This is a genomic window from Serinibacter arcticus (assembly GCF_003121705.1).
Classification (GTDB): Bacteria; Actinomycetota; Actinomycetes; order Actinomycetales; family Beutenbergiaceae; genus Litorihabitans.
Map to the genome: position 1 here is coordinate 324,952 of NZ_PYHR01000002.1, position 14,293 is coordinate 339,244.

The window sequence follows — 14,293 nt, forward strand, 5'->3', positions numbered from 1 at the left end:
CGGCGGACGTAGGGTTGGACCATGCCCGTTGCTCTGCGTGTCGTGCCCTGCCTGGACGTCGACGCCGGACGCGTCGTCAAGGGCGTGAGGTTCGCGGGTCTGCGCGACGCCGGTGACCCCGTCGAGCTGGCGCGTCGCTACGACGCCGAGGGCGCCGACGAGATCACCTTCCTCGACGTGAGCGCCTCCACCTCCGGCCGCGCCACCACGCTGGAGACCGTCACCGCCGCCGCGGAGCAGATCTTCGTCCCGCTCACCGTCGGCGGTGGCGTGCGCAGCGCGAGCGACGTCGAGGCGCTGCTGCGCGCCGGCGCCGACAAGGTCGGCGTCAACACCGCGGCCATCGCGCGCCCGGAGCTCATCGGTGAGATCACGCGTCGGTTCGGCAACCAGGTGCTCGTCGTCTCCGTCGACGCCCGGCGCTGCCCGCCCGGCGTCGAGACGGCCTCGGGCTACGAGGTGACCACTCACGGCGGCCGTCGCGGCACCGGCATCGACGCCGTGGCGTGGGCCGCCGAGGCGGCCGACCGCGGCGCCGGCGAGGTGCTCCTGAACTCCATCGACGCCGACGGCACCAAGGACGGCTTCGACATCGCGATGCTCACCGCCGTGCGCGCCGCCGTCGACGTCCCGCTGGTCGCGAGCGGGGGAGCGGGCACGACGCAGGACTTCGTCGCCGCGGCGGCCACCGGCGCCGACGCCGTGCTCGCCGCGAGCGTCTTCCACTTCGGCACGCTGAGCATCGGCGCGGTCAAGGACGCTCTGCGTGGCGCGGGCCACGTGGTCCGGTGACCGCCTCCCGCCTGCGCGGAGGTGAGCTGCGGCGGTCCTTCGCGCTCATCGGGCGTGGTCTGCGCGAGCAGAAGCGCGCCGCCACCATCGCGATCGTCGTCTCCGCCGTCTACGGGCTCGGCACCGTCGCCTCCGGCTGGCTGCTCGGCCGCGCCACCGACGAGGTGATCGTCCCCGCGATCGGCGGTGACGGCGTCACCACGCGCGACGTCTGGCTCATGGGCGGCGCGCTGCTGCTGGTCTCCCTCGTCACCAGCGTCGCCGTCGCGCTCCGCCGCATCTACGCCGGCATGGTCGCCTACGACGTGCAGGCCGACCACCGCCGCAAGGTCACGCGGCACTACCTCCGCCTGCCCATGTCCTGGCACCGTCGCCACCCCACCGGGCAGCTGCTCGCGCACGCGAGCTCCGACGTCGAGGCCGCGGCCGGGGTGTTCGTCCCGCTCCCGTTCGCCATCGGTGTCCTGGTCATGCTCCTGGCCGCGAGCGGCGCGATGCTGGCCGCCAACTGGGCGCTCGGGCTCATCGGCATCGCCGTGCTGCCCGTGGTGGTCATCGCCAACGCCGTCTACCGCCGCGCCGTCTCGCCGGTGGTCCAGCAGGCGCAGGAGGAGCGTGCCCGGGTCGCCGACGCCGCGCACGCCAGCTTCGAGGCCGCGCTGGTCGTCAAGGCGCTCGGCACGTCCGACCGCGAGGAGACGGCCTTCGCGGCCGCGACCGACCGCCTGCGGGCCGCCAACACGCGGGCCGGCCGGATCCGCGCCGTGTTCGATCCCGTGATCGACCTCGTGCCGGCCGCCGCGACGCTGCTCGTGCTCGTCGTCGGCGCCTCCCAGGTGCGCGCCGGTGCGGCCGCACCCGGCGATGTCGTCACGGCCGCCTACCTGCTCACCGTGATGACCTTCCCGGTGCGCGCGATCGGCTTCGTCCTCGGCGAGCTGCCGCGCTCGCTGGTCGGCCACGACCGGATCTCGAGCGTCCTGGACTCCCCGGTCGACCACGACCGCCTCGGCAGTGTCGGGGCGCCGGGCGAGGCCGGCGGGGCGAGCCTCGAGCTGCGCGACGTCGGGCTCGTGGTCCAGGACACGGGCGGCCAGGCCGAGCTGCTGCGCGACGTCACGCTCTCGGTCGCCCCCGGCACGCGCGTGGCTGTCGTCGGCACGACCGGTGCGGGCAAGTCCACGCTGCTCGACGTCGTCAGCCAGCTCACGCGCCCGACCGCCGGGACGGTGGTGATCGACGGCGTGGACGCCTCCCACCTCAGCTACGCCGAGCTCTCGCGGACCGTGGCCTACGCGGCGCAGGACGCGTTCATCTTCGACGACTCGGTACGCGGCAACGTGGCGCTCGACGCCCCGGACGTCGCGGCGCTGACCGACGACGTCGTGTGGGACGCGCTGCGCCGCGCCCGGGTCGACGACGTCGTGCGCGCCCTGCCCGACGGCCTCGAGACGATGCTGGGGGAGCGCGGCACGAGCCTGTCCGGCGGGCAGCGGCAGCGGGTCGCCATCGCGCGGGCGCTGGTCCGCGAGCCCCGCCTGCTCCTGCTGGACGACGCGACCTCCGCGCTCGACCCCGTCGTCGAGCGCGAGATCCTCACGGGCCTGGGGGCCGAGAGCGAGGGCGCGCCCACCGTGCTGATGGCCGCCTACCGCCCGGCGACCATCGCGCTCGCCGACGTCGTCGTCCACCTCGAGCGCGGCTCCGTCGTCGCCGTCGGCACGGTCGCCGAGCTCCAGGTCTCCTCGCCCGGCTTCGCGGCGCTGCTGCAGGCCTACGAGCGCGACCGCGGCCGGGAGGTCGAGGCATGAGCGGCATCACTCCCGCCTCCGAGCTCGGCGTCATCGCGACCGTCCGCCGCGGTGTGCGCGAGTCGCCGCTGATGCTGCGCGGCATCTGGCTGACGCTCGGGCTCGCCGCGCTGGCCACCACGGGCCGCATCGTCGTGCCGTTCGCCGTCCAGCGGGCGACCGACGACGGCGTGCTCGCGCCCGGGGGGCCCGACGTCGCCCTGGTCGTGAACGTCGCCCTCGGGGCCGCCGTCGTGCTGCTGGTCGCCTCGGCGTGCGCCGCGATCAGCAACGCCCGGCTCTTCGCCGCGACCGAGGCGGGTCTGGCGCAGCTGCGCACCTCCGCGTTCCGCCACGTGCACGACCTGGCCGTCCTCACGCAGAACACCGAGCGCCGCGGCGCCCTCGTCTCGCGGGTGACGAGCGACGTCGACACCATCAGCATGTTCGTCCAGTGGGGCGGCATCATGCTCGTGCTCTCCTCGCTGCAGATCGTGGCGGCGACCGTCGCGATGGCGTTCTACTCGTGGCAGCTCGCGCTGCTGGTGTGGCTCTGCCTGCTGCCGATGGCCGTGCTCGCCCCGCGCGCCCAGAAGGCCCTGAACGCCGCCTACCTCACCGTCCGCGTCAAGGTGGGCTCGATGCTCGCGGCCGTCTCGGAGTCGGTCGTCGGCGCGCACACGATCCGGGCCTACGGCATCGGCGTGCGGACGCAGTCGCGCCTGGACCAGGCCGTGCGCGAGCACCGCAACTCCGCCGTGCGGGCCCAGACCCTCGCGGCCGCGGCGTTCTCCACGGGGGTGCTGCTCTCGGGACTGGCGCTGTCGGCCGTCGTGGTGGCCGGCTCGTTCCTCGGCATCGCGGGCGACATCTCCGTCGGCGACCTGCTCGCGGTCCTGTTCCTCGTCCAGCTCTTCGTCGGCCCCGTGCAGAACGCGACCGAGGTGCTCAACGAGCTCCAGAACGCCGTCGCCGGGTGGCGCCGCGTGCTCTCGCTGCTCGAGACGCCCGTCGACGTCGTGCAGCCGGCCACGCCGGTTCGCCTCCCTGACGGACCGCTCGGCGTCCGGCTCGAGGACGTCACGTTCGCCTATCCGGGCGGTCCTCCGGTGCTGCGCGGCATCACGCTGGAGGTCCCGCCGACGACGCGGGTCGCCGTCGTCGGACGGACGGGGTCGGGCAAGACGACGATCGCCCGGCTCGTCACGCGCTTCACCGACCCCGGCGCCGGCCGGGTCCTCGTGGGCGGGGTCGACCTGCGCGAGGTCGCGGACGCCGATCTCCGACGCCGCGTCGTCACGCTCGCCCAGGAGGGCTTCCTGTTCGACACGACGGTGGCCGGCAACGTCGCGTACGGCCTCGCCAACCCGGAGGCGCCGCAGGCTCGCGCCCGCGTCGAGGCGGCCGTGGCCGAGCTCGAGCTCACCGACTGGGTCGCCTCGCTGCCGCTGGGGCTCGACACGCCGGTGGGTCAGCGCGGGGAGTCGCTGTCGGCGGGGGAGCGACAGCTCGTCGCGCTGCTGCGCACGCAGGTGGTGGGCGCTGACCTCCTCGTCCTGGACGAGGCGACCTCCGCCGTCGACCCCGCCACGGAGCTCCGCACGGCGCGCGCGCTGACGCGGGCGATGTCGGGGCGCACGTCGATCACGATCGCCCACCGGCTCTCGACCGCCGCGCAGTCCGACCTCGTGGTCGTCGTGAGCGACGGCGAGGTGGTCGAGGTCGGCAGCCACGACGAGCTGCTCGACCGCGACGGCCACTACGCCGCGATGTTCGCCTCCTGGCTCGCCTCGACGAGCTGAGCACCCGGCCGGGCCGCGCCGGCCCGCGCTCAGCCCAGCGTGGGCGGCAGGTCAGTGTGCGCCGCCAGGAAGTCGGCGACGGCGGCATCCGGGCCCGTCACCTTCACCAGCGACGCGCGCTCGCGCCCCGAGAGCCACAGCGTCAGCTCCAGCGCCGTGCCCGTGAGGACGACGCTCGCGTCGCCGCGCGCCACGACGGCGCGCGCCTGCGGCGTGACGAGCACGACGCCGGCGCCGCCCCGGGACGCCGACCGGGCGTACCGGAGCCGCGCGAGCGCACGCACCTGCGACCACACGCTGGCGCCCAGCCGCTCGGGCAGCTCGCGGGGCGCGTTCGGCAGCTCCGCGCCGCGGCGCACGTCCTCGGCGTGGATGAGCATCTCGGAGACGTTCGCCAGGGCCGACCAGCCGATCGGGCTGAGCGCGGAGGGTCCCTCCGCGACCTGGTCGACCAGGCGCGCGTAGCCCTCGGCGTCGGTCGCGGTGTCAGCGAGCTCCGCCGTCGGGTCGACCCCGCGCGCCATCGCGATCGCGACGTGCACCGGGCGCCGCTCGCGCAGGACCACGTGAGCCGCGAGGTGCCGCGCCTCCCAGCCCTCGCAGAGCGTCGGGTCGGTGGGCCGTGCGGCCCGGAGGGCGGCCACGAGGTCGGCCCGGGGTCCGGTGCGCAGGTCGTCGATGATGTCCATCCCTCGATCCTGCCTCGCCCGGGGCCGGGGGGCGAGCGTGGAAGGATGGCGGAGTGAGCAGCCTCGACCCCACCATCGCCGCCCGACTGACCCGGGACCCCAGCGGACTGGTCGCCGCGATCGTCCAGGACGACGCCTCGGGGGACGTCCTCATGCTCGGCTGGATGGACGACGAGGCGCTGCACCGCACCCTCACCTCGGGCCGCGTGACGTTCTGGAGCCGGTCCCGGCGCGAGTACTGGCGCAAGGGCGACACCTCGGGCCACACGCAGCACGTGCGCTCCGTGGCGATCGACTGCGACGGCGACGCGCTGCTCGTGCGCGTCGAGCAGGTGGGCGCCGCGTGCCACACGGGGGAGCGCACCTGCTTCCTCAGCGGCGGCGAGCTGCCCGCCGTCGTCGGCAGCGCGGCATGAGCGGCCTGGCGCTGCCCGACGCCCTGGCGTGGGGCGAGACCTGGCCCTCGGCGGCCGAGTTCCGCCACGTGGCGACGTCGCACCGCGTCGTCCCGGTCGTGCGCCGGCTGCTGGCCGACGCCCTCACCCCCGTGGGCGTGTACCGCGCGCTGGCCCAGGCCCGCCCCGGCACCTTCATCCTCGAGTCCGCCGCGGCGGACGGCACGTGGGACCGGTACTCCTTCATCGGGGTCCGCTCGCGGGCGACGCTCACCTCCCGCGACGGCCGGGCGGTGTGGACCGGTGACGTCCCCGCGGGCCTCCGCACCGAGGGTGACCCGCTGGAGGTGCTGGCCGACGCGCTGCGCCAGCTCGCCACCGATCCCGTCGAGGGTCTGCCGCCCCTGACGAGCGGGTTCGTCGGCGCCATCGGCTGGGACGCGATCGCCTACTGGGAGCCGACGCTGCGACCGACGTCCGTGGTCGAGGTCGACGTGCCCGACGTCGCGCTCTGCCTGGTCGAGGACCTCGTCGTCGTCGACCACCACGACGGCGTCGTCTGGCTGATCGCCAACGCGATCAACGGTGACGGCTCCGACGAGCGCGTCGACGAGGCCCACGCGGCCGCGACGGCGCGGCTGGACGCGATGGAGCGCGACCTGGCGACGCCCGTGGTCACCGGATCGGCCTCGCTCGGCGACGCCGAGCCGCCCCTGGTCCGCGCCCGCACCACGCCCGAGGAGTACGAGGCGGCCGTCCTCGTCGCCAAGGAGCGGATCCGCGACGGCGAGGCGTTCCAGATCGTGCTGTCGCAGCGCTTCGACCTCGACTGCCCCGCGCCGGCGATCGACGTCTACCGCACCCTGCGCGCGCTCAACCCGAGTCCGTACATGTACTGCGTCCACCTCACCGACGCCGACGGCGGCGAGTTCGCGGTCGTCGGCTCGAGCCCCGAGACGCTCGCCCAGGTGCACGGCACCGACGTCATGACCTACCCGATCGCCGGCTCGCGGCCGCGCGGCAAGGACCGGGTCCAGGACGCCGAGCTCGAGGCCGAGCTGCTGGGCGACGCCAAGGAGCGCGCCGAGCACCTCATGCTCGTCGACCTCGGTCGCAACGACCTGTCCAAGATCGCCGATCCCGCCACCGTGCGCGTCAGCGAGTTCATGGACGTGCGCCGCTTCAGCCACATCATGCACATCTGCTCCACGGTGACCGGCACGCTGCGCCCGGGGGCGACGGCGCTGGACGCCCTCACCGCGACGTTCCCCGCCGGCACGCTCAGCGGGGCCCCCAAGCCGCGGGCGGTCGCCATCATCGACGAGCTCGAGCCGGCGCGCCGGGGTGTCTACGGCGGGACCGTCGGCTACCTCGACCTGGCGGGCAACCTCGACATGGCGATCGCCATCCGCACGGCCGTGATCAAGGACGGAACGGCCCACGTGCAGGCCGGGGCCGGGATCGTCGCGGACTCGCGCCCCAGCGCCGAGCACGCCGAGTGCGTGACCAAGGCCGCCGCCGTCGTGCGCGCGGTGCAGCTCGCCGTCGGTCTCGGGGCACGGCGGTGACCCGCGGGCGCGCCCTGGGCGCCGTGGTCGTCCTCGCGGCGGCGACGTTCGGCCTCGCCTCGCTGCCGTGGTTCAGCGCCACGGTCGTGCAGGTCTCGGGGGAGGAGACGATCTCGATCGCCGGGACCGGCGCGTCGCCCGTGATCGGGGCGCTCCTGCTCGTCGTCGGCGCCGGGGTGGTGGCCTACCTCCTGGCGCGCGGCGTGCTGGCCCGGATCGTCGCGGGCGTGCTCACCGTGGCGGGCGCCGCGGTCGTGGCCTCGTGCGTCGTCGCGCTCCAGGACCCGGCCGCCCCCTGCAGCGGCTCGCCGCCGAGGTCTCCGGGGTGCCGGAGCTGGCCGGCGAGGTCGCCGTGGCGCCCTGGGGCTGGGTGTGCACCGCCGTCGCCGTCGCGCTGACGCTGGCCGGTCTCGCGCTCACGCTGGTCCGGCCCGCGGTGGCGGGGCCGAGTCGCTACGAGCGACGCCCCGCCGCAGCGGTCGCCCCGTCCGCCGCGCCCGGCGCGGCGACCGGCTCGCCGACGTCCACGGCGGCCGACGGCGCCGACCGGGCCGACGGCGGAGTCGGCGAGCCGTCCCCCCTCGCCCCGGTCGACGACTGGGACGCGCTGACGCGCGGTGAGGACCCCAGTCGCTGATCGCGGCCGGAGATCCCACTACGATGGTTCTGACTTTCCTCGCGGATCCGATCCGCCCGACCCTGGAGGACCCGTGGCCGAGCGCCAGCTGATTCTCATCTCGCCGGCAGGCGACAAGCTGCCCCCCGCCTCCCCGTTCCACAACGAGGGCAAGACGGTCGCCGGATGGCTGGTGTGCTGGGGCCTCATCATCGGGTCGACGATCCTCGGGGTCGGCATGATCGCCGCGATCATGCCGCTCGTGATCGCGGGTTCGATCGTCTGTGCCGCGACGCTCGTCGCCGGTGGGGCGTTCCGCGCCGCGGGGCACGGCCAGCCCCAGCCGGTTCTCGTCGCCCACGGTGACGCCAAGGGCGAGAAGAAGGCCGACGCATGAGCTACCTGCCGCCGCCGCGTCCGGGCGACGAGCCCGAGGAGACCCCGCCGTCCTACGGCAGTCCCCAGTACGGCCAGTCGGGCCCCACCGGGAACCCCGGGGACTCCTACGGCACGCCGCCGTCGGACCCGTACGGCATCCCGCCGAGCGACTCCAACCCGTTCGGGACGCCGCCGCCCCCGCCCGCGGCGCCGTACTCGCCGTACAGCTCGGCCTACGCGAGCGGCCCCGTCGGCACGCCGCCGGCCAACAACCTGGTGTGGGCCATCCTCACGACCGTCCTGTGCTGCCTGCCGGCCGGCGTCGTCTCGATCGTCTTCGCCGCGCAGGTGAACTCGAAGTGGGCCATGGGTGACGCCGCGGGCGCCCAGCGCTCCGCCGCGAACGCCCGCACGTGGGCCATCGTCTCGGCGGTGCTCGGTGTGATCGCCGGCATCGTCGTGTTCGCCTCCCAGGGCGCGAGCTCCTGACCACCTCGCCACGTTGCGCGCGTCGCTGACGACGGCCGCCGCATGACGACCACCGCTGACCGGGCGGGACCGCGCACGGCGCGGTCCCGCCCTGCGTCGTTCCTGCGTCCGGGGGCGGTCCTCGTCGCCGCCGGGGCGGCCCTGACCGTCCTCGCCGTGCGCGACCCGCTCACCCCGGGCCACTACCCGACCTGCCCGTTCCTGTCGCTGACGGGGCTGGCCTGCCCGGGGTGCGGGTCCATGAGGGCCCTGTACCACCTCACCCAGGGTGACGTGGCGGCGATGTGGGCCTACAACCCCCTGGCGGTGCTGGCCGTCGTGCTGCTCGCGGGCATCTGGGTCGCGTGGGTCGTGCGCCTCGTGCGCGGCCGGGAGCGGACGCGCGTCGCGCCCGCCTGGCTGCTGCTGACGTTCGCGGCCGGGGTGCTCGCCTACGGCGTCGCCCGCAACGTCCCCGTGCTCACCCCGTTCCTCGGTCCCCTCGGCGTCGGCTGAGCCGGGGCGACGCCGTCGCGCGCGCCGGGCCCCTGCGAGCATCGCCGCGAGCCTTACGCTCGTGCCACCACCTCGACCCCAGGAGAGCCCGTGTCCTTCCCCCCACAGCCGCCCGCGTCCGACGACGAGCCCCGTTACGGCCAGCGACTGCCGGAGGGCCAGCAGCCCCCGGGACCCTCCGAGGAGCCGCGCTTCGGCGCCCGCCTGCCCGAGGGTCAGACGCCCCCCGTCCCGCCGGCCCAGCCCGGGGCGTGGCCGGCGGCGGGCCAGCAGCCCAACCCCTACGGCTCCCCGTCGTCCAACCCCTACGGCGGCCAGCAGCCGGCCGACCAGAACCCCTACGGCGGCCAGAACCCGTACGGCGGCCAGCAGCCGTTCGGCGCCCCGGCGCCGTACGGGGCGGCGAACGGTGGGAACCCGACGGCCAAGAACTCGCTCGGGGTCTGGGCGCTCGTCCTCGGCATCCTCGGCTTCTGCTGCGGGCCGGCGTCGATCGGCGGCCTCATCCTGGGCATCCAGGCCCGCAAGGCGGTCGCCGAGGGGCGGGCCAGCAACGGCGGCCTCGCGCAGGCCGGGTTCGTCATCTCGATCGTCGCCCTGGTGGCGTGGGTGGCCTACCTCGTCTGGGCGCAGGCGACGGGCTTCAACCCGCTGGAAGGCCTCGAGGACCTGTGACGACGGGCCCCGGCGGCCGCACGGTGGCGGCCACGACGTCGCCGGCGGCGGCCACCGGGGCGTCGTGGCGCCTGCCGGCGACGGTGGCCGCCACGATCGCCGCCGCGGTGACGGTCCTCGTGGTGCGCACGCCGCACTCCTCCGGCAGCTACGGCGTGTGCCCGAGCGTGCTGCTCGGCCTCGCGTGCCCCGGGTGCGGCGGGCTGCGCGGCACCTACGAGCTGGTGCACGGCGACGTCGCCTCGGCGTGGGCGTTCAACCCGCTGGTGGTCGTCGGGGCGCCGCTCGTGCTCGCGCTCCTGATCCGCTGGGGGTGGGACGCCGCGGCCGGTCGCGCCCCGTGGACCCCACCGAGCTGGCTCGCCTGGCTCTCGGGCGCCGCCGTCGTCGTGTTCTGGGTGCTGCGCAACGTCCCCGCGCTGAGCCCGTACCTCGGCCCGCTCGCCGTCCCGTGAGGTGGTCCGCTGGTGCCGCACCGTCGCTGCGGGGCCTACCCTGGAGCCCATCAGACCGGAGGGATGAGCCGTGACCGTGCTCGAGGAGATCGTTGCCGGCGTCCAGGAGGACGTGGCCGCCAGGAAGGCCGTCACGAGCCTGGACGCGCTCAAGGCCCGTGCGGCCGAGCTGCCCCACGCCAAGAGCTGCCACGACCGGCTCAAGCGCGCCGACGCGGTCCAGGTGATCGCCGAGGTGAAGCGCGCCAGCCCGAGCAAGGGTGATCTGGCCCCGATCCCGGACCCGGGCTCGCTCGCCGCTGCCTACGAGGCCGGCGGCGCCGCCATCGTCTCGGTCCTCACGGAGGAGCGCCGGTTCAAGGGGTCGCTCGCCGACCTCGACGCCGTACGCGCCAAGGTCGACATCCCGGTGCTGCGCAAGGACTTCGTCGTCACGCCGTACCAGATCTGGGAGGCGCGCGCCCACGGGGCCGACCTCGTGCTCCTCATCGTGGCGGCCCTGGAGCAGACCGTGCTGACCTCGTTCGTCGAGCGGATCCACTCGCTCGGGATGTCGGCCCTCGTCGAGGCGCACGACGCCGAGGAGGCGCGACGCGCCGTCGACGCCGGAGCTCAGATCGTCGGGATCAACGCCCGCAACCTGCACACGCTCGAGGTCGACCGCGCGACGTTCTCCGCCGTCGTGGACGTCCTGCCCGACCGGGTCGCCAAGGTGGCCGAGTCCGGGGTGCGCGGTTCGCACGACGTCCTCGACTACGCCCGCGTCGGGGCGGACGCCGTGCTGGTGGGGGAGTCGCTCGTGCGCTCCGCCGACCCGCGCGCGGCCGTCGCCGACCTCGTCGCCGCCGGGGCCCACCCCGCGCTGCGCGCCCTGCGGCACTGACACCGCACCGCCCCGCGCCGTCGGGCCCCCGCCCGCGGCGCCCCGCTGACCCGCCCCACCCGACGCACCCGGAAGGTCGACCGAGCTCTCGTGTCCACCAGCTCTCCCACGCCCCCCGTCCCGCCGTCCACGCCCCTGGCGGACGCGAGCGGTCCCTACTTCGGTGACTTCGGAGGGCGCTGGGTCCCCGAGGCCCTGGTCGCCGCCCTCGACGAGCTCACCGAGGTCTGGCAGAAGGCCGTGCTCGACCCCGAGTTCACCGACGAGCTGCGCCGCCTGCAGCGCACCTACGTCGGGCGCCCCTCGCCCCTGACCGAGGTGCCGCGCTTCGCCGAGCGGATCGGCGGGGTCCGCGTCTTCCTCAAGCGCGAGGACCTCAACCACACCGGCTCCCACAAGATCAACAACGCGCTCGGTCAGGCGCTGCTGGTCAAGCGGATGGGCAAGACCCGGGTCATCGCCGAGACCGGCGCCGGCCAGCACGGGGTGGCGACGGCGACCGTGTGCGCGCTGCTGGGTCTCGAGTGCGTCGTGTACATGGGGGAGAAGGACACGCAGCGGCAGGCGCTCAACGTCGCCCGCATGCGACTGCTCGGCGCGACCGTCGTCCCGGTGACGATCGGCTCCCGCACGCTCAAGGACGCGGTCAACGAGGCGCTGCGCGACTGGGTCGCCAACGTCGAGACGACGCACTACCTCCTCGGCACCGCGGCCGGCCCGCACCCGTTCCCGCAGATGGTGCGCGACTTCCAGCGCGTCATCGGCGAGGAGGCGCGCGAGCAGCTCCTCGAGCGCACCGGCAGCCTGCCGACCGCGGTCCTCGCGTGCGTCGGCGGCGGCTCCAACGCCATCGGGATCTTCAACGCCTTCCTCGACGAGCCCGCGATCACGCTGTTCGGGTTCGAGGCCGGCGGTCGTGGCACGGGCGAGGGTGAGCACGCCGCGCGGTTCGCTGGTGGCTCGGTCGGCGTCCTCCAGGGCGCGAAGAGCTACGTGCTGCACGACGAGGACGGGCAGATCCTCCCGACGGACTCGGTCTCGGCCGGCCTGGACTACGCGAGCGTCGGCCCCGAGCACGCGTGGCTGCACGACCTCGGGCGGGTCACCTACCAGCCCGTGACGGACGCCGAGGCGATGGACGCCTTCCGGCTGCTGTGCCTGACCGAGGGGATCATCCCCGCGATCGAGAGCGCGCACGCGCTCGCCGGCGCGATCCGGGTCGCCGACAGCGTCAGGGCCACCCACACGGGCGAGGACCTGCCGATCCTGCTCATCAACCTGTCCGGGCGCGGCGACAAGGATGTGGCCACCGCCGGACGCTGGTTCGACGTGCTGGACGCGGCGGACGCCGCCGACGCCGAGGCCCGGGAGGGACGCGCATGAGCACCACCACCCGCGTGACGAGCGGGGCGGTCCTCGACGCCTCCCGCGCGAGCGGCCGCGCCTCGCTCGTCGGCTACCTGCCGCTCGGTTACCCCGATCTCGAGACCTCCGTCGAGGCAGCGCGCGCCATGGTGCACGCGGGCGTCGACGTCGTCGAGCTGGGGCTGCCGTACACCGATCCCGTGCTCGACGGTCCGGTGATCCAGCAGGCCGCGGAGCAGGCCCTGGCGCGCGGGCTGCGCACGCGCGACGTGTTCGGCGCCGTCGAGCGGATCGCCGAGACCGGCGCCGCCGTGCTGGTGATGAGCTACTACAACCCGATCCTGCGCTACGGCGTCGACGCGTTCGCGCGCGACCTGGCCGCCGCGGGTGGGGCCGGCCTGATCACCCCCGACCTGGTGCCTGACGAGGGCGCCGACTGGATCGCCGCCTCGGACGTGCACGGACTGGACCGCGTGTTCCTCGTCGCCCCGAGCTCCACCACCGAGCGCCTCGTGCTGACGGCCGAGGCGAGCCGCGGCTTCGTCTACGCGGCGTCGGTGATGGGCGTGACGGGGACCCGGACCAGCGTGGGCGAGGCCGCCGAGCGGCTCGTCGCCGACACGCGCGCCGCCGGCGCCCCGCGGGTCTGCGTCGGGCTCGGCGTCTCGACGCCGGAGCAGGCGGCCGAGATCGCCACCTACGCGGACGGCGTCATCGTCGGCTCGGCGCTCGTGCGCGCCCTGGGGCCCGACGGCGACGTCGCCGCCCTCGCGGCCACCGCGGCCGCGCTCGCCACGGCGGTCGGGCGATGAGCCTCGCCGACGGCGCGGTCGTGCTCGCCGCGGGGATCCCGAGCCCGCCCGAGCACACCTGGCACCTCGGACCGCTGCCGCTGCGCGCCTACGCGATCGCCATCCTCATCGGCGGGATCCTCGCCTGGTACCTGCTCGTGCGCCGCTACCGCGAGCGCGGCGGCCCGGTGGACAAGCTGGGCGACGTCGTCGTCTGGGCCGTCGTGCTCGGCATCCTCGGGGCCCGGATCTACCACGTCATCACCTCGCCCGACGCGTACTTCGGCCCCGACGGCGATCCCTGGCTGATCCCGCAGATCTGGAACGGCGGACTCGGGGTCTGGGGCGCGATCGCGCTCGGCGCCGTGGGCGCCTGGATCGGCTGCCGCCGCGCCGGGCTGCGGCTGGCGCCGTTCGCCGACTCGCTGGCCCCCGGCCTGCTCGTCGCGCAGGCGGTCGGGCGGATCGGCAACTACTTCAACCAGGAGCTCTACGGCAGCGAGACCACGCTTCCGTGGGGGCTGCAGATCGACGCCCACCCCGGCGTCCTGTTCCACCCGACGTTCCTGTACGAGCTGATCTGGAACCTCCTCGCCGCGGCCGTGCTCATCTGGATCGACCGCCGGTTCCGCCTCGGTCACGGCCGCGTGTTCCTGCTGTACGTCGTGCTCTACACGGCGGGCCGCGGCTGGATCGAGGCGCTGCGCATCGACGAGGCCCAGCTGATCGGCGGGCTCCGGCTCAACGTCTGGACGTCGATCATCGTCTTCGTGGCCGCGCTGGTCGCGTTCGTCGCCGTCGGGCGGCGCAGCCCCGGGCGCGAGACCGGTGACGAGCTGTGGCTGCCCGGGCGGGCGCCCGACGTCGCCGACGCAGGAGTCGAGGGCGACGCGTCGGCGACCTCCGCCGACCCGGCGACCGGTGCCACCACGCGGTCGGGGGACGAGGACGAGCCCGACGTCGAACCCGACGAGCTCGAGCAGGCGCTGGACGCGCGGCGGCACCGTGCCCCGGACCGTCCAGCACCTGGCCCCCGCACGACGGAAGAGTAAAAGGCAGGTATATTCTTGCTGCTGTGGGCCGACGACGTCCCGTTACTGATCGACGTTG

17 protein-coding genes are annotated in these 14,293 nt (G+C 74.9%); 16 read left to right on the forward strand and 1 reads right to left on the reverse strand.

The window, feature by feature from the left end:
- The first annotated feature begins 21 nt into the window (after positions 1-21).
- The 3 genes from hisF to C8046_RS01585 are packed head-to-tail and all read left to right on the forward strand — an operon-like array spanning position 22 to position 4,384.
- Entirely contained in the window at positions 22-792 is a 771-nt protein-coding gene (gene hisF / locus C8046_RS01575; protein ID WP_109227974.1) for an imidazole glycerol phosphate synthase subunit HisF, read from the forward strand.
- Positions 789-2,603: an ABC transporter ATP-binding protein gene (locus C8046_RS01580; RefSeq protein WP_109227975.1), complete on the forward strand. Its 1,815-nt coding sequence runs from the start codon at positions 789-791 to the stop codon at positions 2,601-2,603. Before hisF ends, C8046_RS01580 begins: the two co-directional genes overlap by 4 nt.
- Entirely contained in the window at positions 2,600-4,384 is a 1,785-nt protein-coding gene (locus C8046_RS01585) for an ABC transporter ATP-binding protein (RefSeq protein WP_109227976.1), read from the forward strand. Before C8046_RS01580 ends, C8046_RS01585 begins: the two co-directional genes overlap by 4 nt.
- Before the next feature lie 29 nt (positions 4,385-4,413).
- Here the strand turns inward: C8046_RS01585 and C8046_RS01590 are convergent, their stop codons facing one another.
- Complete coding sequence (locus C8046_RS01590) at positions 4,414-5,073, reverse strand: TIGR03085 family metal-binding protein (protein WP_109227977.1); 660 nt, start codon at positions 5,071-5,073, stop codon at positions 4,414-4,416.
- A gap of 53 nt (positions 5,074-5,126) precedes the next feature.
- On the opposite strand from C8046_RS01590, the gene hisI reads away from it, so the two are divergent.
- From hisI to lgt, 13 genes are all read left to right on the forward strand, one after another.
- A complete protein-coding gene (gene hisI, locus C8046_RS01595) occupies positions 5,127-5,489 on the forward strand; it encodes a phosphoribosyl-AMP cyclohydrolase (RefSeq protein WP_109227978.1) in 363 nt (120 codons plus the stop codon).
- On the forward strand, positions 5,486-7,036 hold the full coding sequence (locus C8046_RS01600; RefSeq protein WP_109227979.1) for an anthranilate synthase component I: 1,551 nt from the start codon (positions 5,486-5,488) through the stop codon (positions 7,034-7,036). Before hisI ends, C8046_RS01600 begins: the two co-directional genes overlap by 4 nt.
- A complete protein-coding gene (locus C8046_RS19645) occupies positions 7,033-7,434 on the forward strand; it encodes a Trp biosynthesis-associated membrane protein (RefSeq protein WP_158277103.1) in 402 nt (133 codons plus the stop codon). The genes C8046_RS01600 and C8046_RS19645 overlap by 4 nt, the downstream gene beginning before the upstream one ends.
- Positions 7,389-7,673, forward strand: a complete 285-nt coding sequence (locus C8046_RS19650) for a Trp biosynthesis-associated membrane protein (protein WP_268921353.1) — start codon at positions 7,389-7,391, stop codon at positions 7,671-7,673. The genes C8046_RS19645 and C8046_RS19650 overlap by 46 nt, the downstream gene beginning before the upstream one ends.
- Before the next feature lie 73 nt (positions 7,674-7,746).
- A complete protein-coding gene (locus tag C8046_RS01615; RefSeq protein ID WP_109227982.1) occupies positions 7,747-8,049 on the forward strand; it encodes an HGxxPAAW family protein in 303 nt (100 codons plus the stop codon).
- A complete protein-coding gene (locus C8046_RS01620) occupies positions 8,046-8,519 on the forward strand; it encodes a CD225/dispanin family protein (RefSeq protein ID WP_109227983.1) in 474 nt (157 codons plus the stop codon). Before C8046_RS01615 ends, C8046_RS01620 begins: the two co-directional genes overlap by 4 nt.
- Before the next feature lie 42 nt (positions 8,520-8,561).
- Complete coding sequence (locus tag C8046_RS01625) at positions 8,562-9,014, forward strand: DUF2752 domain-containing protein (RefSeq protein ID WP_109227984.1); 453 nt, start codon at positions 8,562-8,564, stop codon at positions 9,012-9,014.
- Positions 9,015-9,104: 90 nt separating this feature from the next.
- On the forward strand, positions 9,105-9,689 hold the full coding sequence (locus C8046_RS01630) for a DUF4190 domain-containing protein (protein ID WP_109227985.1): 585 nt from the start codon (positions 9,105-9,107) through the stop codon (positions 9,687-9,689).
- Positions 9,686-10,144, forward strand: coding sequence for a DUF2752 domain-containing protein (locus C8046_RS01635; RefSeq protein ID WP_235866028.1), 459 nt, complete (start codon positions 9,686-9,688; stop codon positions 10,142-10,144). Before C8046_RS01630 ends, C8046_RS01635 begins: the two co-directional genes overlap by 4 nt.
- A gap of 70 nt (positions 10,145-10,214) precedes the next feature.
- A complete protein-coding gene (gene trpC, locus C8046_RS01640) occupies positions 10,215-11,027 on the forward strand; it encodes an indole-3-glycerol phosphate synthase TrpC (RefSeq protein ID WP_109227986.1) in 813 nt (270 codons plus the stop codon).
- Between the two features lie 90 nt (positions 11,028-11,117).
- Entirely contained in the window at positions 11,118-12,410 is a 1,293-nt protein-coding gene (gene trpB, locus C8046_RS01645; RefSeq protein WP_109227987.1) for a tryptophan synthase subunit beta, read from the forward strand.
- On the forward strand, positions 12,407-13,204 hold the full coding sequence (trpA, locus tag C8046_RS01650; protein WP_109227988.1) for a tryptophan synthase subunit alpha: 798 nt from the start codon (positions 12,407-12,409) through the stop codon (positions 13,202-13,204). The genes trpB and trpA overlap by 4 nt, the downstream gene beginning before the upstream one ends.
- Positions 13,201-14,235, forward strand: coding sequence for a prolipoprotein diacylglyceryl transferase (gene lgt, locus C8046_RS01655; protein ID WP_109227989.1), 1,035 nt, complete (start codon positions 13,201-13,203; stop codon positions 14,233-14,235). Before trpA ends, lgt begins: the two co-directional genes overlap by 4 nt.
- Positions 14,236-14,293 lie beyond the last annotated feature (58 nt).

Excerpts from the sequence above, each read along its gene's own strand:
- C8046_RS01585 (WP_109227976.1), top strand. The coding sequence starts at position 2,600 with ATGAGCGGCATCACTCCCGCCTCCGAGCTCGGCGTCATCGCGACCGTC.
- C8046_RS01600 (WP_109227979.1), top strand. The coding sequence starts at position 5,486 with ATGAGCGGCCTGGCGCTGCCCGACGCCCTGGCGTGGGGCGAGACCTGG.
- lgt (WP_109227989.1), top strand. The coding sequence starts at position 13,201 with ATGAGCCTCGCCGACGGCGCGGTCGTGCTCGCCGCGGGGATCCCGAGC.
- hisF (WP_109227974.1), top strand. The coding sequence starts at position 22 with ATGCCCGTTGCTCTGCGTGTCGTGCCCTGCCTGGACGTCGACGCCGGA.
- C8046_RS01590 (WP_109227977.1), bottom strand. The coding sequence starts at position 5,073 with ATGGACATCATCGACGACCTGCGCACCGGACCCCGGGCCGACCTCGTG.
- trpA (WP_109227988.1), top strand. The coding sequence starts at position 12,407 with ATGAGCACCACCACCCGCGTGACGAGCGGGGCGGTCCTCGACGCCTCC.
- C8046_RS01620 (WP_109227983.1), top strand. The coding sequence starts at position 8,046 with ATGAGCTACCTGCCGCCGCCGCGTCCGGGCGACGAGCCCGAGGAGACC.
- C8046_RS01625 (WP_109227984.1), top strand. The coding sequence starts at position 8,562 with ATGACGACCACCGCTGACCGGGCGGGACCGCGCACGGCGCGGTCCCGC.